Source organism: Pseudomonas sp. Root71 (assembly GCF_001429045.1).
Lineage (GTDB): Bacteria > Pseudomonadota > Gammaproteobacteria > Pseudomonadales > Pseudomonadaceae > Aquipseudomonas > Aquipseudomonas monachiensis.
This window is the reverse complement of sequence record NZ_LMHY01000002.1, coordinates 200,773-222,096: the sequence shown is the minus strand read 5'-3', so window position 1 is coordinate 222,096 and position 21,324 is coordinate 200,773. Positions and strand designations below refer to the sequence as shown.

Sequence of the window (21,324 nt, the reverse complement as noted above, 5' to 3'; positions counted from 1 at the left end):
CAAACATTACCTTGACCGAGCACTATCGAACATATTAATCAACCCACCGCGCAATGCACGCAAATTGGTCAGCGCCGACAACCATACTAATCAACACGGTTATTTATGCACGAAACCGTATGTTTTAATTCATTTCCAAACGAAAAACAAACAACTACCAACTCTGCATTATCAACCCCAACTTCTTCGCCATGGCAACTGCCTGTGTCCGCCGCTCCACACCCAACTTGCTGTGAATGCGCCGGGCATGGGTTTTCACCGTATGCAAAGAAATGAACAGTTGCTCGGCAATTTGCTGATTGGAATTACCCTGGGCAATCAGGCCGAGCACCTCCAGCTCCCGACTGCTCAGCAGGCTGGCATCCAGGGCCAGCGCGGTCACCGTCTCCTCGCCTTGTAATCGACAGATCAGGCTCGGCTGGCGCAAGTTCAAATCACGCAATGCCTGTTGCCCCTGACAACGCTTGACCAACGCCAGACCGGCCTGCAGAGCTGCGTGGGCCATGTCCGGCTCACCCGTCAGCTCCGCCACTTCGCTGATCGCCAAATGCAGTTCCGTTTCCAGCGCCAGCATGGCGTGTTGTTGGGCGTGCTCGAGTAACGCCCTGAGTCGATCCAATGGACGTTGCACCAGTTGCAGTTGGGTTTCGGCCAACACCAGCTGGTATTCGATACGTGCAATCAAGTGCAGCGTGGCCGGCGGTGCCTGGCGCGCGTGGGCCCCGCGGTAATGACGCAAGACTCGGGTCAACGCTTCCCGGGCCAATTCCGGGCGCCCTTGCTGCAGCCAGAAATGACTGCTGATTTGCAGCAGCACCCCGCGATATACCGTGTCGGGGATCTGCCGTTGCTGCATCAACCGTTCGGCCTCGCGCAGACGATCAAACGCATGGGCATAGTCGCGTTGATTGGCCGCCAATTGCGCCTGCCCCAAAAATCCGTACAACACGTGCTTGTCCTGACTGTGCAAACAGTCATCAAGGCCCGCCTGGAAACATTCCCCGGCTAATTCATCCTGGCCCTGGCACAGGGCCAACCGACCACGCCGCAGGGCGATTCGTCCCAGCAGCGGCGTCGGTCGATCGGCCTGTCGCCCGAGCATTTCATGGATGTCGGCCAGCAACTGCGCTGCTCGCCGCGGCGCACCACGCTGCTCCAGCAACTGGGCATGATCGAGTTCGAGCAAGCCTTCAAACAGCAACGAGCCTTGTGCCCGCGCCAGGCACAGGGCGTCACGATTGAAGGCCTGGGCGGCATCGAGGTCGGCGTTGAGTAGCGCTTGCTGGGTCAACCCGGACAGACACAGTAACCGTGCGGGCCACGCCTCGGCCGCCAACTCGCCCAGCGCCTCGATAAAATGCGCCCGTGCCGCCGGCAGGCGTCCCTGCAAATGCAGCAACCAGCCCTGTTGCGCCTGCCAACGTGCCAGCAGTTGCCGTTGCAAGGATGCCGTCGGTTGCGGGGCAAATCGGGACAGTTGCCCAATGCAGGCAGCCGCCTGCTCGAAACGCCCGGCAAACAGCAACGCCGCGGTGATCAACCCCACCCGTTGCGGCGTGCCCAGGGTCAACTGTTCACCCAGTTGCTCGTGCAGTTTGAGTAACCAGCTGACGTTCTGACGCTTGAACAGATGCTCAAAACTGAAGTGTTGCATCAGGCTGACCGCGACTTCGTGCTCTTGCGCCAGCAACGCCTGCTCGAAGGCACCCTGCCAGTCTTCTTCGGCACTGAACCACTGGCACGCGCGGCGATGCCAGGATCGTCCGGCCGGGGTCGGCTCTTCACGCATCTCCCGGGCCAGTGGCTCGAAGATTCGCAACCACTCGACGGAGTCTTCCCAGGGTTCAATGAAGCAGCCCATGTCCTGCAACGCGTGCAGCCACTGCGCGCCCTCACCCGTACCGAAAAGATGCTCGCACAGGCTGGCGTTGAAGCGAGGCAGATGAACCAGCACCTGCCAGACCTCAACCAGTTCCGGCGGCAAGGTGTTGAACAATTCGTGCTGCAGATAATCGAGCAATGTCGCCGAACGCCCCTGCTCACCCGACCACGGACAACCATTGAGCAACGCGATCCGCACGCCAGCGCACCAGCCACCGCTGCGCTGTACCACCCGTTTGGCGGTTTGCGCCGCCAGGCTCGGCTCGACATGACCGAGCAACTGCCCGACCTCGGCCTCGGTAAACGCCAGCGCCCGGGCTTCGCACTCGTACAACTCATCATCGAGCAGCAGCCGCGGCCAGTTGCAGGGCGGTCGTCGACGGGAACCCAGCCACCAGGTCAGTGCCGGGCTGGCGACGGCCAACAGACGATCGAGCATCCGGTCGAGTTCCGGATCGGGTGCCCGGCAGTAATCATCGAGAAACAGCCAGGTCGGCGCCTGTAATCGGGCAAGATACGCCAGCAGCCCGGGCTCATCCGTCGAGGGCAGGCCCAGCGCTTGCGTCAGGCGCAACAAAAAATCGGCGGCGCTCAACGACGCCCCCGCCAGCGGCAGCCAACAGACCCGAACGTGCTCCGGCGCCCGCAGCAGGCATTCGGTGAGCAATGCACTCTTGCCACTACCGGCCGGCGCGCAAAGCAACTTCACCCGCGCAGTCGAAACCAGCATGGGCTCGATCAGCCGCTCGCGGGACAGATGATGGGACGACAGTCGGGGCAGGAAGCCAGGGCGGTCCAGACAGTGCGTCATTGCAGTCATTGTGGTGCGCCTTTTTTATAATTCTGGCGCCACCCTAGCCCCCTCCCGAGCGCTTGTTGAAGAAGTATTCAACACACTGATCGACCGCTATAAAAAAGGTGACCGCAAAGTCACCCTTTTGTGTAGGAGCCTGTAGGAAACCTACCGAACCCCTGTGCTACGCAAGGCTGCTGGCGTGTAGTCCCCCGCTTTTGCATCGATGTTGAATTCGAAGCTGCGCTTCTCTTCATTCTTCATTCCAAGGGCGATGTAGCGACCGGCAATCAGGTCATACAGCGCTTCGACGGTGTAGGCCGGTACCTGGTGATCGTAGTAGAACTGGGCATGCCCTTCGGCGACGCGCCAGAGTTGACCACGCCCATCGTAGTGGTCGGCCAGCGCCACTTGCCAGCTGTCTTCATCGATATACATGTGGCGTTTGGCGTACACGTGGCGTTCGCTCGGCTTGACCGTGGCGACGACTTCCCAGACCCGGTGCAACTCGTAGCGAGTCAGGTCCTGATTAATGTGCCCGGCCTTGATCACATCGGTGTACTTGAGGTTTGGCGAGTCGAGCTTGTAGCTGTTGTAGGGGATGTACATCTCCTTTTTGCCGATCAGTTTCCAGTCGTAGCGATCCGGCGCGCCGGAAAACATGTCGAAGTTGTCGGTGGTGCGCAGGCCGTCGGACGAGGTGCCGACGCCGTCATAAGCAACCTGTGGCGCACGCCGTACCCGGCGCTGGCCTGCGTTGTAGATCCAGGCCTTGCGCGGCTCCTTGACCTGGTCGAGGGTTTCGTGGACCAGCAACACGTTGCCCGCCAGCCGCGCCGGTGCGGTCACTTCCTGCTTGAAGTAGTTGAGGACGTTATCGTCGCTGCCCGGTTTCAGATCGCTGAGCAACGACGGCACGGCGACCTCGTCCTTGAAGCGGATCACGGTGAAGTCACCATTGGATTGTGGTGTCGCCTGGGTGATGGTGCGGCGCAGATTACCGCCGTGGTAACGAGTGACGTGGTTCCAGATCACTTCCACGCCATTCTTCGGAATCGGGAATGCGTAGTAGCGATTGCCGGTGAAATTGGCCAGACCGTTACCGTCATTGATCGGTGTTACGTTCAGCGCGCTGCGCTTGGCCGACTCATAGATTTCTGCCGGTAACGCCACAGTGCGATGGCTCGGGTAGACCGGAATCCTGTAGGTCTCGGGATAGCGCTTGAACATCGCGACCTGGCCGTCAGAGAGCTTGTCCTTGTACTTGTCGACGGTCGCCGCGGTGATCACGAACAAGGGCTTTTCGTTGGCGAAGGGGTCAGCCAGGAAACCCTTGCTGTCCACCGCGCCAGCGTTTTTCGGGATGCCTCCGGTCCAGGCCGGAATCGAGCCATCGGCATTGCCGGCCTTCTCGGCACCGAGCGGGGTCAGGCTGGTGCCGAGCTTGTTGGCTTCTTGCGGCGACACCGCGGCCATCACGTTGGCGGCCAGCAGACTCAGGGCCAGAACGGTGCCCAATTGCAGAATCATCTTGCGCATTGAAATCATCCTTTTCAGCCAGATCAGAAGTTCACACCAAAGCTCAACGCCACGAAGTCACGGTCGGTGAGGACGTTGTAGTCCCCGCCGAAAAAATCGGTGTAGCTGAGGCTCGCGGTGTAGGTGTTGCGATAGTCCGCATCGACCCCGAGGCTGATGGCCTTGGCGCCTTCGTTGAACAGACCGTTGGGGCCATAGCCTGCGACGTCGTGGGACCACGAGAGGTTGGGCCTGACGTTGATCCCGGCGATAAGGTTGTTGTAGTCGAGGATGGCCCGGCCGCGATAACCCCATGAAGTCGAGGTCACGAAGCCGTCGGTATCGCCGCCGAAACCATACTGGCCATACACCGAGTCGCGGCCATAGCGCAGTTTGCCGCGCGACTCCAGTCCACCGACCCGGACCACCCCGGCCTCACCCACCAGGGTCAGGCGATCCGCACCCGCGACCTGATCGATGAAATGCGTCAGGGTGCTCTGGATCTGCGTCACCTCCTTGCGGCGATAACCCTTGTTGTCAGCCCCGGGCGACGTGGCGATGGGCGATGCCGCACCACCCGCAATCGGATTAAGCATGGCCAGGGTCAGGTCATTGGTGTTGACCTGCACCGGGAGGTTGGGGCGGTAGCTGATTTCCCCGCTCCACGCGGTGCCGGTGGATAAGGTGGTGGAGAAGCTCGCGCCGTAGAGGCGGATGTCCTCCGGGTATTCGAGGTAATACTGGCCACGACCGAGCATCACGCTTTGGGCCAGGCCCGAACCACTGCCGGGGGCGATGCGGTTGGCGGCGGCAACGATCCCCGGAATGCTTGCCAGCGTACCGGGGCCGGCGGTGGTGGTCCCGACATTCGGTGAACGGCTGTGGTAGTTCATGAAGTACAAGCCGTACTCGGTGTCATCCCCCAACCAGCGCAACGCTGTACCCCACTGTCCGGAATCCCGGGCATCGCGGTCGCCGCCACGGGGAACGATCACCCCTTCCTTGCTGACTTCGAAGCCCTGGCCGAAGGCAGCCGCAATCGGCTGCAACGGCGCAATGGCCGGATTGGCGACGGTGTAGCCCTTGTTGCAACCATCCGCCACCACATCGACACCAAAGAAGGTGCCGCAGTTATCGACGACCGTCTGGTCCCATTCCAGCTGATAGAAGCCTTCCACGGTCAACTTCTCCGTCAGGCCCTGGGAGGCGAACAGCATGTTGACCGGGATCAGGCCCTCCTTGATCTCGGCGCCGGGACGACGGAACGCGGACACGTCGACCGGATTGATGCTGTTGATCGAGTTGCCGATGAACGTGCTCTCGCCCCAACTGACCACCTGCTTGCCGGCGCGGACCGTGCCTGGCAAATCGGCGAGGGAGTAATTGTGATAGACGAATGCGTCGAGGATTTGCCCGCCTGAAGACTTGGCGCCTTCTTTGCGATTGTGATCGCTGATGTCCTTGAAGGGGCGGCTTTCATCCTTGAGTTCAAAGTCGTACCAGTACTTGCCACGCACAAACGCACCGGTGTCGCCGTACTTCAGTTCGAGGTCGTGAATACCCTTGAAGATCTTCGAGAAGGTTTCACCCTTCTTGAAATTCAATCGCCCGTCATCGCCGGTCGAAGACTGGCCGGAACCGCCATTGACGGTGCCCACCAGGGCGTCATCCGCATCACGCATGCCCCAGCTCGCGCCGACCGACAGCGAGGAGTCGAATGTCCCCTCGATTTCCCCGATGTTGAACGAAATGGCCTGCGCCTGGGCACAGCAACCCAAGGCGACCGCAGCCGCCAGCGCCTGTGGTGTGAAGATGGCGCGCATTGTTGTTTTTGTCATGCGTCTTCCCCGGTGAGTGACAGAAGGCCTCACCCTACTGCCGGACTTCGGGGTCGATAAGCGCACCAAGGAGGTATTCGTGGTGTACCTCTAAAGGATGACAGGCACAGACGACGAGCAGCCGAATCCCGACTGTTGCCGGGGCTGCAACAGTGCATGTCGGGAATTGGTATTTTTCCTACAGTACAGAGGGTTTATTCTTGCCTGGCTGCCACGGTAATCCACCGCAAGGCACGATGTAGATGTACTGGCCTGCGCCGTGACTGAAAGATTTCAGATGAATTGAGTATTCGGTTCGTCACCCCGTGTTCACTGACGTTGATTTGTAGCTCCTGATCCAACGTCTTACTTTGGCCGCTGCCTTTGCAGCGGCCTTTTTTATGGGCGATGGTTCTTGATGAGTAACAGCTGCCAGTCAAAACTTCACATACCTACATTTCTTTCAGAAAGTACCTACAAGCATAGGTAAACACCAAAAGCACTCGAGTCTTTAAGTTGAACAGCAAGTCGGCGAACGATTTTGATCTTCGTCCGACTTCAAACTTACTTATTGCGAGTGCAAACATGAAATCCATCAACTACAACCACTATCGATCCACCCGAAGCTTCAACAGTCGAATCCGCTTTCTGATTCTTCACTACACGGCCGCTGACTTTGCAAGTTCTGTCAGTGCCCTGACCGGCCCGAATGTCAGCGCGCACTATCTGGTTCCAGATATCACGGACCCCAGTTACCTGAAAGCCGGCTATACCGGGCAGGAAGTTTTCAACCTGGTGGATGAAACCCATCGCGCGTGGCACGCGGGTGTCAGTCAGTGGGGCAGCCGCAGCAATCTGAATGACACGTCCATCGGCATTGAAGTCGTGAATCTGGCAACCGACAACAAAGGTAAATTCACCTTCCCGCCGTATCACTCCGAGCAGATTGCCGCGATTGAACAACTGGCGCTGAATATCCTCAATCGCTACCCGGATATCACGCCGACCCAGGTTCTGGGCCACTCCGATGTTTCGGTCGGCCGCAAAAGTGACCCGGGACCGATGCTTCCCTGGCGGGAGCTTTACTTGAAAGGAGTCGGGGCCTGGTTCGATGAAAGCACTCGGGACGAGTATCTGCGCCAATACAACACATCCGGCGCTCCAGCCCGAAGCGAATTGCTGGGGCTGTTCAAAACCTATGGATACGATGTTTCGGGCGCGTCCACGGAAGGCGGTTTTCAACAATTGGTGCGGGCATTCCAGTTACATTTTCGCCCGGAAAACTTCGATGGAAAAATGGACGCGCAAACAGCCGCCAACCTGAAGGCGCTGGTAGTCAAATACTTCCCGGGCTGACCATTGGCAAACGGCTTTGCAGCCGACAAATGCAACAACCGGCAAGGTCGGTCAATGTGACCTTGCCGGCGCTTTCAGAGCGAATACTTCTGCAAGTTTCCCATCATTTCCTTCAACGCCTCGATGTTGTCCTTCGGGTGCGCCGCGCCTTCGAAGTCGCAAATCTGCTGCCAGTGCGCCGCCACGTCTTCCGGGGAGAAACCGGCCCGTGGATCGAAACCGATGCCGAGGCTGCGCTCCCAGCGGACCTTGCCCATCCAGCCGCCGCCGACTTCGAACAGACCGGAGGTTTCCTGGCAGTTCTCGCTGGCCAGGTACACCACCAGCGGGCTGACCAGTTCGGGCTTTAGCTGTTCGAAGACTTGCGGCGGGATCAGGCCTTCGGTCATGCGCGTGCCTCCGGTGGGGGCGATGGCGTTGACCAGGATGTTGTTCTTGCGGCCTTCGATGGCCAGGGTGCGCGTCAGGCCGTAGAGACCGAGCTTGGCCATGCCGTAGTTGGACTGGCCAAAGTTGCCATAGATGCCCGAGGTCGACGCAGTGAAAATCACCCGGCCGTAGTTTTGCTCGCGCATATGCGGCCAGGCGGCGCGGGTGACTTTGTAGGCGCCTTCGACGTGGACGCGGTAAACCAGGTCCCAGTCGGCGTCATCCATTTTGTGGAAGGTCTTGTCCCGCAGGATCCCGGCGTTGTTGACAACCACATCGACGCGACCGAAGACGTCCAGGGCGTGCTGGACCAGTTTGTCACCGTCAGTGACCGAGTCGTGGTTGGCTTCGGCAATGCCGCCAGCCTCGCGGATCTCTGCGACCACGCGGTCGGCGGCCGAGGCATTGGCGCCTTCGCCCTGGGCCGAGCCGCCAAGATCGTTGACCAGCACCCTGGCGCCCTGTTTGGCGAACAGAAGTGCATGCGTCCGTCCCAGGCCGCCACCGGCTCCGGTGATGATCACGACTTTATCTTCGAAGCGCACAGACTCATTCATGGGGGACTCCAGCAGGCCAAGGGACAGTGAGTCCGAGTTTCAGGCACGGCGTAGCGGGTCACAATGAACACGGGGGAGGCTGAATGGTGCGCGATAAGGCTGGGGGATGATGATCGTGTCGGACAGGATGACGCGATCCCACAGAAGAAGGACAGATTCAACGCTGCGATTCAGGAACACGCCACCTTGCGCGGCGGCAAGAGCAGCTGATCGCGAAACACCAGGTAATGCTTGAGCACCTCGCAGGGCGCCTCGATCTGCGGGTAGTGGCCAATGTCGGGCAATACCACTGTGTCCGCATCCGGGATCAGCTCACGGTAACGCTCGACCATGTGCACCCCGGAGACCGGATCGACCCCGCCATCGATCACTCGCAGCGGCACTTCACCACGTTGCATCGCGCTCACCCAGCGGTTGCGCCAGACGCGTCGCTCCGGGATGTAGGCGATCAATTTGTGCATGATCCGTGGCCCGCGCTGGCTTTCGACCAGGCTCCAGAAGTCATCCATCTGGCTTTCACTGGGACGGGTTTGCGGGCCGAAAATCTGCCGAAAGCTTCTCACCAGGCCATCACGACTGAAGGCGCGGCCAATCATCCAGCCCAACGGGCTGAGCAAGAGTTTTTGCATCAGTAGCGGGTGGTGGGTTTCCGGAAACAACCCGCCGTTGAGAAACACGCAACTGGCCAGTTCCAACCGCGATTCGTAATGCCTGGCCAGCAGTTCCTGGGCCACGCTGTCACCGTAATCGTGGGCGAGCAGGTGCACTGGCTGCTCGACATTCAGGTGTTCAAGCAGTGCCTGCTGCAGATCCGCCTGCTCCAGCAGGCTGTATTCGTGATTCACCGGTTTGGCCGAATCGCCGAAGCCCAGCATGTCGCAGGCGATCACGCGAAAGCGCTGGGCCAATGGCTGCCACAGGTAATGCCAGTCCCAACTGGCGGACGGAAAGCCGTGAATGAGCAACAACGGTTCACCCTGCCCTGCTGTCCAGTAACGGATGGTCTGGCCACGGAACACGAACGCCTGGCTGCGTTTGCGCCAGACACACAGCGGGATCTCGGCGAGTGCCATTAGAGTTTATAACCCGGGTCCAGTTTATCGAGTTTGCGCAGCAGCGCCGGCCAGGCCAGCGCTCCGCCCATTCCTTGAGCACTTCGGGTGACACCCGCGATCATGGCTTTGGCGCCGGCCAGAATCTGCGGTTCGATGGCGATCAGCTCAGCGGCACCGTTTTGCGCCATGACCTGAATGTCACAGGCACGTTGAAAGGTGAACATCATCAGGAACGTATCGGCGATGGTGCTGCCGCAGGTGAGCAAACCGTGGTTATGCAACATCAGGAAATTGTTTTCACCGAGGTCGGCCTGTAGCCGCACTTTCTCTTCATGGTTGAGCGCCACGCCTTCGTAGGCGTGGTAGGCCAGGCTGGAAAGCACGAACAATGACTGTTGGCTGATCGGCAGAACACCCTGCTTCTGTGCCGACACCGCAACCCCCGAAGCCGTGTGGGTGTGGAGCACGCAGACGACATCGTGGCGGACTTCGTGCACGGCGCTGTGGATGGTGTAACCCGCCGGATTGATCTCGTAAGGACTGTCCATCAGCTTGTTGCCGGCCTGATCCACCTTGACCAGGCTCGACGCGCTGATTTCGTGAAACATCAACCCGAACGGGTTGATCAGGAAATCTTCGGTGCCGGGCACCTTGGCGGAGATATGGGTGAAGATCAGGTCATCCCAGCCATGCTGGGCGACCAGGCGATAACAGGCTGCCAGGTCAATGCGGGTCTGCCACTCGGCAGCACTGACCTGGTCTTTGACACTCGGAGATGATTGGACGGGGGCGACGGTCACGGCAGGAAGCCTCGGTGTTTTTATGATGGAGTGTTTCCTATCTTTACCGAGTCTAGCCAGCCCTTGAGGTTCCTGTAGTTGCATTGGCAGCCAGCTTGATGACCCAGCGAGTCAGCCGTTCTGCCGCCTTGGATCCATGTCAATTGACCGGCGCCAGCGAGGGTCAGACAGGCCGTTTTCAGCGCACTGTCAGAACCATGACTGGCGTGGGTGTCGTGGCAATGGTCAGTCGCGCAGTGCGTTGATCAGGTCCGCCAGCCAAGGCTCGGCGTCCGTCTCCGGGGTCACGCTCTCGCTGGCATCCAGGCGCAGCATTGGCAGTACTTCGCGAATGCCCAGCTCACCGAACAATTCGCGCATCTGCTCGCCGCCGCCACAAAAAGTATCGCCATAGCTCGCATCGCCCAACCCGATCACCGCGCCCGGCAAACCGCGCCAGGCTGCTGGCAACTGGTCACGCATGGTCGAATACAGCGGTTGCAGGTTGTCCGGCAGCTCACCCATGCCGGTGGTCGAGGTCACCGCCAGAAAAGCTTCGGGGCCGAACGCCTGGACGTCGGCGAGGGTCGCACGGGGGTTGTGCCAGGTTTCGAAACCGGCGGCTTTCAACAGGCTGGCGGCGTGGCGGGCAACTTCTTCGGCCGTGCCGTACACCGAGCCGGAAATGATGGCGACTTTCATCAATCTGATCCTGAATCCGAGTAAAAGACCCGGATATTAACAGCACGGTCGTGATAGTTCTTTTAGAATGCAATCGACAATCAATCAGGAAAGGATACTCCGATGATTAATGCACAACTGCTGCAAATGGTAATCAACGCCTCCAATGACGGTATCGTGATTGCCGAAAAGGAAGGTGAACAGGACAAGATCCTCATTTACGTCAACCCCGCGTTCGAACGCCTGACGGGGTATTCCAGTGAAGAAATCCTCTATCAGGACTGTCGCTTCCTGCAGTCGGGAGACCGCGATCAGGAAGCCCTGCCATTGATTCGCGATGCATTGAACCGCGAAGGATCCTGCCGGGAAATACTGCGCAACTACCGCAAGGACGGCACACCGTTCTGGAACGAGCTGTCCCTTTCAACGGTGAAAAATCCGGCGGACGGGCAAACCTATTTCGTTGGAGTGCAGAAAGACGTCACCGTACAGGTCAAGGCGCAACAGCGCGTGGCACAGCTGGAAGGGCAATTGGCTGAACTCCAGGCCGAGCTTGCCGCGCTCAAGGCGACGAACGGCGCAAACGAAACCCGGAATTAATGGTCAGTAACTACAATCACCAATGATTTTGTAACTATATCCTTCGAGCTGGCCATGCAACGCGACGCGCTCCTGACCCAGGATGAGCTGGATTTCATCCAGACCATGCAACACAACCCGCAACTCAATGTGCGGGACGCGACGTCGAGCCTGCTCGTCAACGGTGGTTCGCAAATCCGTGACCTGCTCACTCGCCTGGCGGCCCATGAGCAGGTCACCATTCAAGCCAGCTTCGAAAACCAGCAAATGACCTTCCCCCTGCACCTGGTGGAAGACGAGTTCCATGCGCTGCATTTGCGTCTCGGCGTACCGAGCATCTATGAAGACGGCCCGATGGTCCGGCCTTGGCGCCTGGTGCTGGACGAACCGGTAGCGCTGGAAAACGCCAAGGGTCAACCCGGCACCCTGTGGGTACACGAAGTGTCGTGCAAAGGGGTTTTGCTGGAAGCTCGCAACAAGACCAAACCGCCGAAGCATTTCGCCTTGTGGTTCAGCCCCTCAGGCTACGAGCGGATTGCCTTGCGCGGCACCTTCGAGAAAGAAAACGAAAAGGGCTTCTACGCCTATCAACTGAGCCAGGGCGATACGGACGAAACCGAGCGTCTGCGCCAGTTCATCCTGCAACAGCATCGTTTGACTCATCCAACGCTGCATCTCTGAACTTCAAGTATCCAGAGTACCCGCCAGGAACTGCTTCAGACGCTGGCTCATGAACTCCCCTTCATTGCCCAGGCAACCGATCGATGACCCGGCCAGGCTCTCCTGTACCAGGTCGCAAGCATCGCCGGCCAACAACAACCGACACTCCAGACTCATGGCCAGGCGATTCAGGCGCCGCGGCAACTCGGGAGCAGGCGCATGATTGGAAAACAGCACCAGTGCCAGGGGCTTGATCCTTTCACACATCAGCGCCAGCTCCTCGAATGGCTGGCCCATGTTCAGTACACGAACGGCCAATGGTCCGGAACTCAGGAACAGCGCGGCGACCAGCAGTTCCAGTTCCCGGCAATTGCCATCCAGAGCACAAATGACCACGCCACGCGGCTGTTTTTCGCGCATCAACAATAGACGCTGCACTACCCGGGACCGCAGAAAGCCATCCAGGAACAGCCACTCGCTGGTTCCACCGAACTGATCCTGGCGTTGCAACAATTGCTTCCAGACGGGGATCAGAATGTCCTGGAACACCACCGGCAGGGAGTAGCTGGAAAAGATCTGCCCGTAGACCTGCTCCAGCCGAAGGTCGTCAAACCCGTTGACCGCAGTAAGCACCTGCTGCCGCCACTGAGCGTAATCGGCTTCCACAAGGCTGCTGGGGATGATGTGCGACAACGGCTGGAGCGGCTTGGTCCTGGCCAGTATCTTGCCGATCTTGCTGACGGCAACCCCGCGCTCGATCCAGCCAAGGATGCTGTGGACACGCTCGATATCGGACATCGAATACAGGCGATGCCCACTATCGGTGCGTGTTGGAGCAATCAGGCCATATCGGCGCTCCCAGGCTCGAAGCGTGACCGGGTTGACACCTGTCAGTCGCGCCACCTCGCGAATGGGAAAGAGTTCTTCCTGTTCGAGAGCGACGGCCTGCGTGGAGCCTGAAGCGACGTCTGTAATTATGGGCATCCTGTTGAAACATCCCTGTATCGTCCGAGCCTTATTCTAACGCCCCTGCCCCGTAAAGTTTCCGTAAAAAATCGATACCGCCAATCAACGGATCAAGGTCACAGACGCCAGGGACGGAATCAGGAATAATCCTTGCTCGTTTCGAGTCGCAGCCCACCACCCCGGCGCTGTGCCTGGCGAAGTTCCTATCCGGAGCGACGCAAATGCCTTACGGAGATACACAATGTCTACCCCTCCCGTCACGCTGATGGTTGCTCGCCGTGTTGCCAATGGACGTTACCAGGACCTGATTGCCTGGCTGCGCGAAGGCGAACAACTGGCCACCGATTTTCCCGGTTATCTCGGCTCCGGTGTGCTCGCTCCGCCGCCCGAGGACGACGAATTCCAGATCATTTTCCGCTTCGCCGACGAGCAGACCCTGCACGCCTGGGAGCATTCGGCCTCGCGCACTGCCTGGCTGGCACGTGGCAGCGACCTGTTCGCCCACCCGACAGAACACCGGGTCAGCGGCATCGAGGGCTGGTTCGGTGCCGTCGGTCAACGCCCGCCGCGCTGGAAACAGGCAGTGGCGATCTGGCTGGCGTTCTTTCCGGTTTCGTTGCTGTTCAACTTTGTACTGGGTCCGCTGATCAGTGACATGAGCCTGCTGCCGCGGGTATTGCTCAGCACACTGTGCCTGACGCCGCTGATGGTTTATTTGTTCATTCCGTTGTCGACCCGTTTGCTGGCCGGCTGGCTGAACAGCACGCCGGTACGTCCATTGCCCACGACCTCAGTACCGCAAAATCGTTAAAAGATCGCAGGCTTCGCCAGCTCCTACGGGCCGTCATCTGTTGTCGATTAGTAGGAGCTGGCGAAGCCTGCGATCTTTTCCGAGACATCTCACGACTCCTCGCTGGTATAGTTTTGCTCTCACCGCGATGCGAGCCGTTCATGACTTCTTCCGCAGCCCCTGTCCTCATTACCGGCGCCGGCCAGCGTGTCGGCCTGCACTGCGCCCGGCGATTGCTGGAAGATGGCCATCGGGTGATATTCAGTTACCGCAACGAGCGCCCCGGCGTACAAGCCCTGCGCGACCTCGGGGCCACCGCGGTGTTCGCGGACTTCGCCAGCGAGGCCGGGATCCTCGCCTTCATCAGCGAACTGAGAACCCATACCGACTGTTTGCGGGCGATTGTCCACAACGCCTCCGAATGGCTGGCCGAAACGCCGGACACCGACGCCGCGGCATTCACCCGCATGTTCAGCGTGCACATGCTGGCGCCCTACCTGATCAACCTGCATTGCGCCGATCTGTTGCAACGCTCAAGCCCCGCCGACATCGTGCACATCAGCGATGACGTGACCCGCAAGGGCAGCAGCAAGCACATCGGCTATTGCGCCAGCAAGGCCGGGCTCGACAGCCTGACCCTGTCCTTCGCCGCCAGGTACGCGCCGGCCATCAAGGTCAACGGGATCGCGCCGGCCCTGCTACTGTTCAACCCTAAGGACGACGCGGCCTACCGCGCCAAGGCGCTGGCCAAGTCCGCACTGGGCATCGAACCCGGCAGCGAAGTGATCTACCAGAGCCTGCGCTACCTGCTCGACAACCCTTATGTCACCGGCACCACACTGACCGTCAATGGCGGAAGGCACATCAAATAGTGTCCCGCGAGGATTTTCCATGACGTTATCCCTGCCCCAGAATTATCGAGAGATCCTCATCGGTCTCGGTGAAAACCCCGACCGCGAGGGTTTGCTCGATACACCGACGCGCGCGGCCAAAGCCATGCAGTACCTTTGCCATGGTTACGAGCAAAGTATCGAAGAGATCGTCAATGGCGCGCTGTTCGCCTCCGACAACGATGAAATGGTGATCGTCGACAACATCGAGCTGTACTCGCTTTGCGAACATCACATCCTGCCCTTCATCGGCAAGGCGCATGTGGCTTATATTCCAACCGGCAAGGTGCTGGGCCTGTCGAAGATCGCGCGGCTGGTGGACATGTTCGCCCGGCGCCTGCAAATCCAGGAAAACCTCACCCGGCAAATCGCCGACGCGGTGCAGCAAGTGACCGGCGCGGCTGGTGTCGCAGTGGTCATCGAGGCACAGCACATGTGCATGATGATGCGCGGCGTCGAGAAACAGAATTCGACCATGAACACCTCGGTGATGCTCGGCGCCTTCCGCGAGTCGAGCAACACCCGTCAGGAGTTCCTGCAATTGATTGGACGGAGCAAGTAGCAATGCCACAACTTCAGCCAGGCATGGCACGCATCCGGGTCAAAGACCTGGGCCTGCGTACCTTCATCGGCATCAACGAGGATGAAATCCTCAACAAGCAGGATGTGCTGATCAACCTCACCATTCTGTACGCAGCCCAGGAAGCAGTGCGGGACAACGACATCGATCACGCGTTGAACTACCGCACGATTACCAAGGCGATCATCGCCCATGTGGAAGGCAACCGCTTTGCGCTGCTCGAACGCCTGACCCAGGAAATTCTCGACCTGGTGATGGCCAACGCATCGGTGTTGTACGCCGAGGTCGAGGTCGACAAGCCCCACGCGCTGCGATTCGCCGAGTCGGTATCGATTACGCTTGCAGCGAGCCGCTAGCTTCAAGCCACAAGCGCCAGGCTGTAAACTTGCAGCCACCGCCATCCAACTTGCAGCTTCAAGCGTGCCGTTTGAAGCTGACTCGCAGAGACCGCCATGACCGATCAACAACGCCTGGAACTCGAAGCCGCCGCCTTTCGCCGGCTGGTGGCCCACCTGGACAGCCGCAAGGATGTACAGAACATCGACCTGATGAACCTCTCGGGTTTTTGCCGCAACTGCCTGTCCAAGTGGTACAAGGCGGCGGCCGACGACCGCCAGATCGAGGTCAGCCTCGACGAAGCCCGCGAAGTGGTTTACGGCATGCCGTACGCCGAATGGAAAGCCCAATATCAGCAAGAAGCCAGCGCCGACCAGCAAGCGGCGTTCGCCAAAGGAAAACCCAATGAGTGATTTGAACACCCTGCGTGCCAGCCTCAAGACCGGCGAACACGCCTTCGCCGATACCCTGGCCTTCATCGCCGCCGGTTACGACTACCAACCTCAGGCGTTCAACAACGGTGGCGTGGAAAACGCGGCCGGACAGAACGAAGGTTCGTGCAAGACCCTGGGCCTGGCGCTGCTCGAAGGCTTGAGCGATGAAGAAGCACTGCTGGCTTTTGGCGAGCATTACCGTTCGGTCGTTGCCACACCTGAAGGCAGCGACCACGGTAACATCCGCGCGTTGATTGCTCATGGACTGGCTGGTGTGAAATTCGCTCAGCAGCCACTTACCCGCCGCTGATACCAAAAAGATCGCAGCCTTCGGCAGCTCCTACAGGGAATCAAACCTCAATGTAGGAGCTGCCGAAGGCTGCGATCTTTTGATCTCTATTGTTTCACCCTGCACATTCCGACTTTTAAGATTGACCCGGCAACTTTATTTCGTTTGCCCCGTACCACCGCTCACGGCTTAGATAAAAAGAAGTCCTCCTTCTTCCGAGCCGATCCTCCATGCGCAGCGAAACCATCAGCCAGTCGATCAACATCGTTCACCCTGTCACGCTCAGCCACGGCAAGAATGCCGAGGTCTGGGACACCGATGGCAAGCGCTATATCGACTTTGTCGGCGGCATCGGCGTGCTAAACCTCGGCCATTGCCATCCGCGCATCGTCGAAGCCATTCGCGAACAAGCCACCCGACTGACCCACTACGCGTTCAACGCCGCGCCTCATAAGCCTTACATCGACTTGATGGACCGCCTCAGCGCCTTTATCCCGGTCGATTACCCGGTCAGCGGCATGCTGACCAACAGTGGCGCCGAAGCGGCTGAGAACGCGCTGAAGATCGTCCGTGGCGCAACGGGTCGCACCGCTGTAATTGCCTTCGACGGCGCTTTCCACGGCCGCACCCTGGCGACACTCAACCTCAATGGCAAAGTCGCGCCCTACAAACAGAAAGTCGGCGTGCTGCCGGGGCCGGTGTTTCACCTGCCCTTCCCCAGCCAGGACAACGGCGTCACCTGTGCCGAGGCCCTCAAAGCCATGGAGCGCCTGTTCAGCGTCGAGATTGATGTCGAAGACGTCGCCTGCTTTATCGTCGAACCGGTGCAGGGCGAAGCGGGCTTCGTGGCCATGGACGTCGAGTTCGCCCAGGCACTGCGCAAGTTCTGCGACGACAAGGGCATCGTGCTGATCGCCGATGAAATCCAGTCCGGTTTCGGCCGAACCGGCCAGCGCTTCGCGTTCTCGCGGCTGGGCATCGAGCCGGACCTGATCCTGCTCGGCAAAAGCATCGCCGGCGGCGTGCCGCTGGGAGCAGTGGTCGGGCGCAAGTCGCTGCTCGACAATTTGCCCAAGGGCGGACTCGGCGGCACCTACTCCGGTAACCCCATCGCCTGCGCCGCCGCACTGGCAACCCTGGATGAAATGACCGACGCCAACCTGCATGCCTGGGGCTCCCAACAGGAAGAAGCGATTGTCGGTCGCCATGCAACCTGGCGCACGAACAACCTGACGCCGTACCTGGGACGCCTGACGGGTGTCGGCGCCATGCGTGGTATCGAGCTGATCAACGCCGATGGCTCACCCGCACCCGCGCAATTGACCCAACTGCTGGCCCTGGCGCGGGATGCGGGCCTGCTGCTGATGCCCAGCGGCAAATCGCGGCACATCATTCGTCTACTGGCGCCGTTGACCATCGAGGCGTCAGTGTTGGAGGAAGGGCTGGACATCCTTGAGGCATGCCTGGCAAGACTGACCTGAACACAATCCCACACTGGAATGTGATCGGGTGGTAAATCGCGGGCAAAAAAAACCGGCCGAAGCCGGTTTTTTCAGTTCAACAAAAGCAGAATCAAGCGTTCTGCAGATCGTCGAGGTAACGCTCGGCATCCAGTGCCGCCATGCAACCGGCGCCAGCGGAGGTGATGGCCTGACGGTACACGTGGTCCGCCACGTCACCGGCGGCGAAGATACCTTCGAGGTTGGTGGCAGTGGCGTTGCCTTCACGGCCGCCCTGGACTACCAGGTAACCGTCTTTCAAGGTCAACTGGCCTTCGAACAGCGAAGTGTTCGGAGTGTGGCCGATAGCGATGAACACGCCGTCGACAGTCACTTCGTCGAAGCTGCCGTCGTTGTTCTTCAGGCGGGCACCGGTCACGCCCATGTTGTCGCCCAGTACTTCGTCCAGGGTCGCGTTCAGCTTCAGCTCGATCTTGCCTTCGGCAACACGGGCGTTCAGCTTGTCGATCAGGATCTTCTCGGCGCGGAAAGTTTCGCGACGGTGGATCAGGGTGACTTTGCTGGCGATGTTGGCCAGGTACAGGGCTTCTTCAACAGCGGTGTTGCCGCCGCCGACCACAGCCACAGGCTTGTTGCGGTAGAAGAAACCGTCGCAGGTCGCGCAGGCCGAAACGCCTTTGCCCATGAACGCTTCTTCCGATGGCAGGCCCAGGTAACGAGCGCTGGCGCCAGTGGCGATGATCAGCGCGTCACAGGTGTAAGTCGCGCTGTCGCCGGTCAGGGTGTATGGCTTGGCAGCGAAGTCGACGGCATTGATGTGATCGAACACGATCTCGGTTTCAAAGCGCTCGGCGTGCTCGCGCATCCGCTCCATCAGCGCCGGGCCGGTCAGGCCATGGACGTCGCCCGGCCAGTTGTCGACTTCGGTGGTGGTGGTCAGTTGACCGCCGGCCTGCATGCCGGTGATCAGCAGTGGCTTGAGGTTGGCACGAGCGGCATAGACCGCGGCGCTGTAACCGGCAGGGCCGGAACCGAGAATAATCACTCGCGAATGACGGACTTCAGACATGACCTGCTCCTGTTGACCGGCCCGGAATACCTGGCGCGGAACGCCGGATTGCCGGCTGGAATAAAAAAGAACGGTTGAAAGCACTTGGGGAAGGCTTGAACCCGACCGTCCTGTAAAAAGATTGGGTGCAGCGTATCGAGGGGGCGAAGATTAAGGAAATACGGTTTAACAATCCAGCTCATAGGTGGTCTCTATGCCATCTCGCCGATGATATCGACGTCTTTGTTACAGTGAATGTCGATACCTCCATCGCGCTTTCGCCTGTGAAGCAAAGCCGGTAAGGTCGGCGCGTTTTCCCTCTGCCTGGAGCCTCTTATGCCCGCCCCTGTCCTGTCCGGCCCGCAATACCTGCGCGAAGGCCTCAAGCTGGTGCTGAGCCCCAGCCTGCGTCTGTTTGTGCTGTTGCCGCTGGCAATCAACCTGGTGCTGTTCGTCGGATTGATCTACCTGGCCGGCCATCAATTCAGCCTGTGGGTCGATACCTTGATGCCCTCCCTGCCCGACTGGCTGAGTTTTCTCAGCTACATCCTCTGGCCGATTTTCGTGGTGCTTGTGGTGTTCATGGTGTTCTTTACCTTCACCATGCTCGCCAACGTCATCGCCGCGCCGTTCAACGGTTTCCTCGCGGAGAAAGTCGAAGTGGTGGTGCGCGGCACCGATGATTTCCCGGCCTTCAGCTGGGGTGAGCTGATCGCCATGATCCCGCGCACCCTGGCCCGGGAAATGCGCAAGCTCGGCTACTTCCTGCCCAGGGCAGTCGGGTTGTTCATCCTCTCGTTCATCCCGGTGGTGAACATCATCGCCGCGCCGCTGTGGCTATTGTTCGGAGTGTGGATGATGGCGATCCAGTACATCGACTACCCGGCGGACAACCACAAGCTGGGCTGGAACGAAATGCTCGCCTGGCTGCGGCAGAAGCGCTGGCAGAGCATGAGCTTCGGCGGCAGCGTGTACCTGGTGCTGTTGATCCCGGTGGTCAACATCCTGATGATGCCGGCGGCCGTGGCCGGGGCGACGCTGTTCTGGGTGCGTGAACGCGGCGCGGAAAACCTGGTGACCCAGCGCTAATTCATAAATCCATCATCCTGACGTCACACTGACGACATGGCCCCGGTCGACACTGGGGTCATGACGACAGCTCTGCATATCACCCTGATCACCGAAACCTTCCCACCGGAAATCAACGGCGTGGCCAATACCCTGGGTCGCTTGTGCGACGGTTTGCGCGCGCGCGGGCATCAAGTGGAGCTGGTGCGACCACGTCAGGGCTGCGACCAGCAGTTGGGCAGCGACGATGAATTGCTGCTGTGCCGCGGCTGGCCGCTACCGGGCTATCCCGGCCTGCAATGGGGTCAGTCGTCGATGCACAAACTGCTGCGGCGCTGGACGCGTCACCGCCCGGATGTGCTCTACATCGCCACCGAGGGCCCGCTGGGCCTCTCTGCGCTACGTGCGGCACGGCGACTGGGGATTTCCGTGGTCAGCGGTTTCCACACCAATTTCCAGCAGTATTCCAACCAGTACGGGTTTGGTTTGCTCACGCGCCTGCTGACCCACTACCTGCGCTGGTTCCATAACCGTTCGACCATGACCCTGGTGCCCAGCGTCAGCCAGCGCCTGGAACTGGAGCGACGTCAGTTCGAGCGAGTGGCGTTGCTGTCCCGTGGGGTCGACAGCGAATTGTTTCACCCGGCCAAACGCTTGAGTGCCCTGCGCGAGCAATGGGGACTGGCCGAAGCAGACATCGCCGTCATTCATGTCGGACGCCTGGCCCCGGAAAAGAATCTCGGCTTGCTCAAGCGCACCTTCAATACCCTCAAGGCGAGTTATCCACAGCGCACGCTGAAACTGATCGTGGTCGGCGATGGCCCGCAGCGCCAGGAACTGGAAAACGAAATGCCCGAGGCGATTTTCTGCGGCACCCAACGGGGTGAAGCCCTGGCCTGTCACTACGCCTCTGGCGACGTGTTCCTATTTCCAAGCCTGACCGAAACCTTTGGCAATGTGGTGCTTGAAGCACTCGCTTCGGGGCTTGGCGTGGTGGCCTACGACCAGGCGGCAGCCGCCCAGCATATTCGTCATGGCTACAACGGTGTGCTGGCGATGCCGGGGGATGAAGAAGCGTTCTGCGATGCAGCGGCATGGCTGCTGGAGGAAAGGGAAGCCTTGCGCAATGTGCGCCTCAATGCACGCCAACATGCCAGTCGCCAGGGTTGGGCGACGATCATCGAGCAGTTCGAAGGGCAGTTGCGCGGGGCCTGCACCGGGGAGATGGTGGTGCCGATTGCACCGATTGTTCCTTGATTTTGCAGTGTTCTTGAGTCGGTCTTCGCGAGCAAGCCCGCTCCCACAGGGTTCTTGATTCACACATGATTGGTGATCACCGCAGAACCTGTGGGAGCGAG

The 21,324-nt window shown here is 59.7% G+C and carries 21 protein-coding genes; 12 read left to right on the top strand and 9 right to left on the bottom strand.

Going from position 1 to position 21,324, the window contains the following annotated elements; all coding sequences use genetic code 11:
* Window positions 1-154 precede the first annotated feature (154 nt).
* From ASD95_RS04240 to ASD95_RS04230, 3 genes are all read right to left on the bottom strand, one after another.
* Complete coding sequence (locus ASD95_RS04240; protein ID WP_056728432.1) at window positions 155-2,701, bottom strand: LuxR C-terminal-related transcriptional regulator; 2,547 nt, start codon at window positions 2,699-2,701, stop codon at window positions 155-157.
* Window positions 2,702-2,842: 141 nt separating this feature from the next.
* Window positions 2,843-4,213: a DUF1329 domain-containing protein gene (locus ASD95_RS04235; protein WP_056728430.1), complete on the bottom strand. Its 1,371-nt coding sequence runs from the start codon at window positions 4,211-4,213 to the stop codon at window positions 2,843-2,845.
* A 23-nt stretch (window positions 4,214-4,236) separates the two neighbouring features.
* Window positions 4,237-6,030: a DUF1302 domain-containing protein gene (locus tag ASD95_RS04230; protein ID WP_056728428.1), complete on the bottom strand. Its 1,794-nt coding sequence runs from the start codon at window positions 6,028-6,030 to the stop codon at window positions 4,237-4,239.
* Between the two features lie 564 nt (window positions 6,031-6,594).
* Here ASD95_RS04230 and ASD95_RS04225 point away from each other — a divergent pair.
* Entirely contained in the window at window positions 6,595-7,365 is a 771-nt protein-coding gene (locus ASD95_RS04225) for an N-acetylmuramoyl-L-alanine amidase (RefSeq protein ID WP_056728426.1), read from the top strand.
* Window positions 7,366-7,439: 74 nt separating this feature from the next.
* Here ASD95_RS04225 and ASD95_RS04220 read toward each other — a convergent pair whose 3' ends face one another.
* The 4 genes from ASD95_RS04220 to ASD95_RS04205 all read right to left on the bottom strand — a co-directional run bounded on the left by ASD95_RS04220 (window position 7,440) and on the right by ASD95_RS04205 (window position 10,887).
* Window positions 7,440-8,351: an SDR family oxidoreductase gene (locus ASD95_RS04220; protein ID WP_056728425.1), complete on the bottom strand. Its 912-nt coding sequence runs from the start codon at window positions 8,349-8,351 to the stop codon at window positions 7,440-7,442.
* A 170-nt stretch (window positions 8,352-8,521) separates the two neighbouring features.
* A complete protein-coding gene (locus tag ASD95_RS04215) occupies window positions 8,522-9,424 on the bottom strand; it encodes an alpha/beta fold hydrolase (RefSeq protein WP_056728423.1) in 903 nt (300 codons plus the stop codon).
* The gene (locus ASD95_RS04210; protein ID WP_056728421.1) at window positions 9,424-10,206 is read right to left on the bottom strand and encodes a class II aldolase/adducin family protein; all 783 of its coding nucleotides are present in this window, start codon (window positions 10,204-10,206) and stop codon (window positions 9,424-9,426) included. The genes ASD95_RS04215 and ASD95_RS04210 overlap by 1 nt, the downstream gene beginning before the upstream one ends.
* A gap of 225 nt (window positions 10,207-10,431) precedes the next feature.
* Window positions 10,432-10,887: a flavodoxin gene (locus tag ASD95_RS04205; protein ID WP_056728419.1), complete on the bottom strand. Its 456-nt coding sequence runs from the start codon at window positions 10,885-10,887 to the stop codon at window positions 10,432-10,434.
* 102 nt (window positions 10,888-10,989) lie between these two features.
* Between ASD95_RS04205 and ASD95_RS04200 the strand changes: the two genes are divergently transcribed.
* Window positions 10,990-11,466: a PAS domain S-box protein gene (locus tag ASD95_RS04200; protein WP_056728416.1), complete on the top strand. Its 477-nt coding sequence runs from the start codon at window positions 10,990-10,992 to the stop codon at window positions 11,464-11,466.
* A gap of 54 nt (window positions 11,467-11,520) precedes the next feature.
* Window positions 11,521-12,126 carry a hypothetical protein gene (locus ASD95_RS04195; protein WP_056728415.1) on the top strand — a complete coding sequence of 202 codons (606 nt, stop codon included), beginning with the start codon at window positions 11,521-11,523 and terminating at the stop codon, window positions 12,124-12,126.
* Between the two features lie 3 nt (window positions 12,127-12,129).
* On the opposite strand, the gene ASD95_RS04190 is transcribed toward ASD95_RS04195, so the two are convergent.
* Window positions 12,130-13,089: a MerR family transcriptional regulator gene (locus ASD95_RS04190; RefSeq protein WP_056728413.1), complete on the bottom strand. Its 960-nt coding sequence runs from the start codon at window positions 13,087-13,089 to the stop codon at window positions 12,130-12,132.
* A gap of 223 nt (window positions 13,090-13,312) precedes the next feature.
* On the opposite strand from ASD95_RS04190, the gene ASD95_RS04185 reads away from it, so the two are divergent.
* The 7 genes from ASD95_RS04185 to ASD95_RS04155 all read left to right on the top strand — a co-directional run bounded on the left by ASD95_RS04185 (window position 13,313) and on the right by ASD95_RS04155 (window position 17,871).
* A complete protein-coding gene (locus tag ASD95_RS04185; RefSeq protein WP_056728411.1) occupies window positions 13,313-13,882 on the top strand; it encodes an antibiotic biosynthesis monooxygenase in 570 nt (189 codons plus the stop codon).
* A 140-nt stretch (window positions 13,883-14,022) separates the two neighbouring features.
* Window positions 14,023-14,733: a dihydromonapterin reductase gene (gene folM / locus ASD95_RS04180; protein ID WP_056728409.1), complete on the top strand. Its 711-nt coding sequence runs from the start codon at window positions 14,023-14,025 to the stop codon at window positions 14,731-14,733.
* Between the two features lie 19 nt (window positions 14,734-14,752).
* Window positions 14,753-15,313 (top strand): GTP cyclohydrolase I FolE, encoded by a 561-nt coding sequence (gene folE, locus ASD95_RS04175; RefSeq protein WP_056728407.1) that lies wholly within the window; start codon window positions 14,753-14,755, stop codon window positions 15,311-15,313.
* A 2-nt stretch (window positions 15,314-15,315) separates the two neighbouring features.
* Complete coding sequence (gene folX, locus ASD95_RS04170; protein WP_056728405.1) at window positions 15,316-15,687, top strand: dihydroneopterin triphosphate 2'-epimerase; 372 nt, start codon at window positions 15,316-15,318, stop codon at window positions 15,685-15,687.
* 96 nt (window positions 15,688-15,783) lie between these two features.
* Window positions 15,784-16,080, top strand: coding sequence for a DUF1244 domain-containing protein (locus ASD95_RS04165; RefSeq protein WP_046040093.1), 297 nt, complete (start codon window positions 15,784-15,786; stop codon window positions 16,078-16,080).
* Complete coding sequence (locus ASD95_RS04160; protein ID WP_056728404.1) at window positions 16,073-16,411, top strand: HopJ type III effector protein; 339 nt, start codon at window positions 16,073-16,075, stop codon at window positions 16,409-16,411. The genes ASD95_RS04165 and ASD95_RS04160 overlap by 8 nt, the downstream gene beginning before the upstream one ends.
* A 209-nt stretch (window positions 16,412-16,620) precedes the next feature.
* Window positions 16,621-17,871, top strand: a complete 1,251-nt coding sequence (locus ASD95_RS04155) for a 2-aminoadipate transaminase (RefSeq protein WP_056728402.1) — start codon at window positions 16,621-16,623, stop codon at window positions 17,869-17,871.
* Window positions 17,872-17,962: 91 nt separating this feature from the next.
* On the opposite strand, the gene trxB is transcribed toward ASD95_RS04155, so the two are convergent.
* The gene (gene trxB / locus ASD95_RS04150; RefSeq protein WP_056728400.1) at window positions 17,963-18,919 is read right to left on the bottom strand and encodes a thioredoxin-disulfide reductase; all 957 of its coding nucleotides are present in this window, start codon (window positions 18,917-18,919) and stop codon (window positions 17,963-17,965) included.
* A 315-nt stretch (window positions 18,920-19,234) separates the two neighbouring features.
* Here trxB and cysZ point away from each other — a divergent pair, with 315 nt between their 5' ends.
* Window positions 19,235-19,987 (top strand): sulfate transporter CysZ, encoded by a 753-nt coding sequence (gene cysZ, locus ASD95_RS04145; RefSeq protein WP_056728398.1) that lies wholly within the window; start codon window positions 19,235-19,237, stop codon window positions 19,985-19,987.
* A gap of 36 nt (window positions 19,988-20,023) precedes the next feature.
* Window positions 20,024-21,223 carry a glycosyltransferase family 4 protein gene (locus ASD95_RS04140; protein ID WP_056728396.1) on the top strand — a complete coding sequence of 400 codons (1,200 nt, stop codon included), beginning with the start codon at window positions 20,024-20,026 and terminating at the stop codon, window positions 21,221-21,223.
* Window positions 21,224-21,324: the final 101 nt, after the last annotated feature.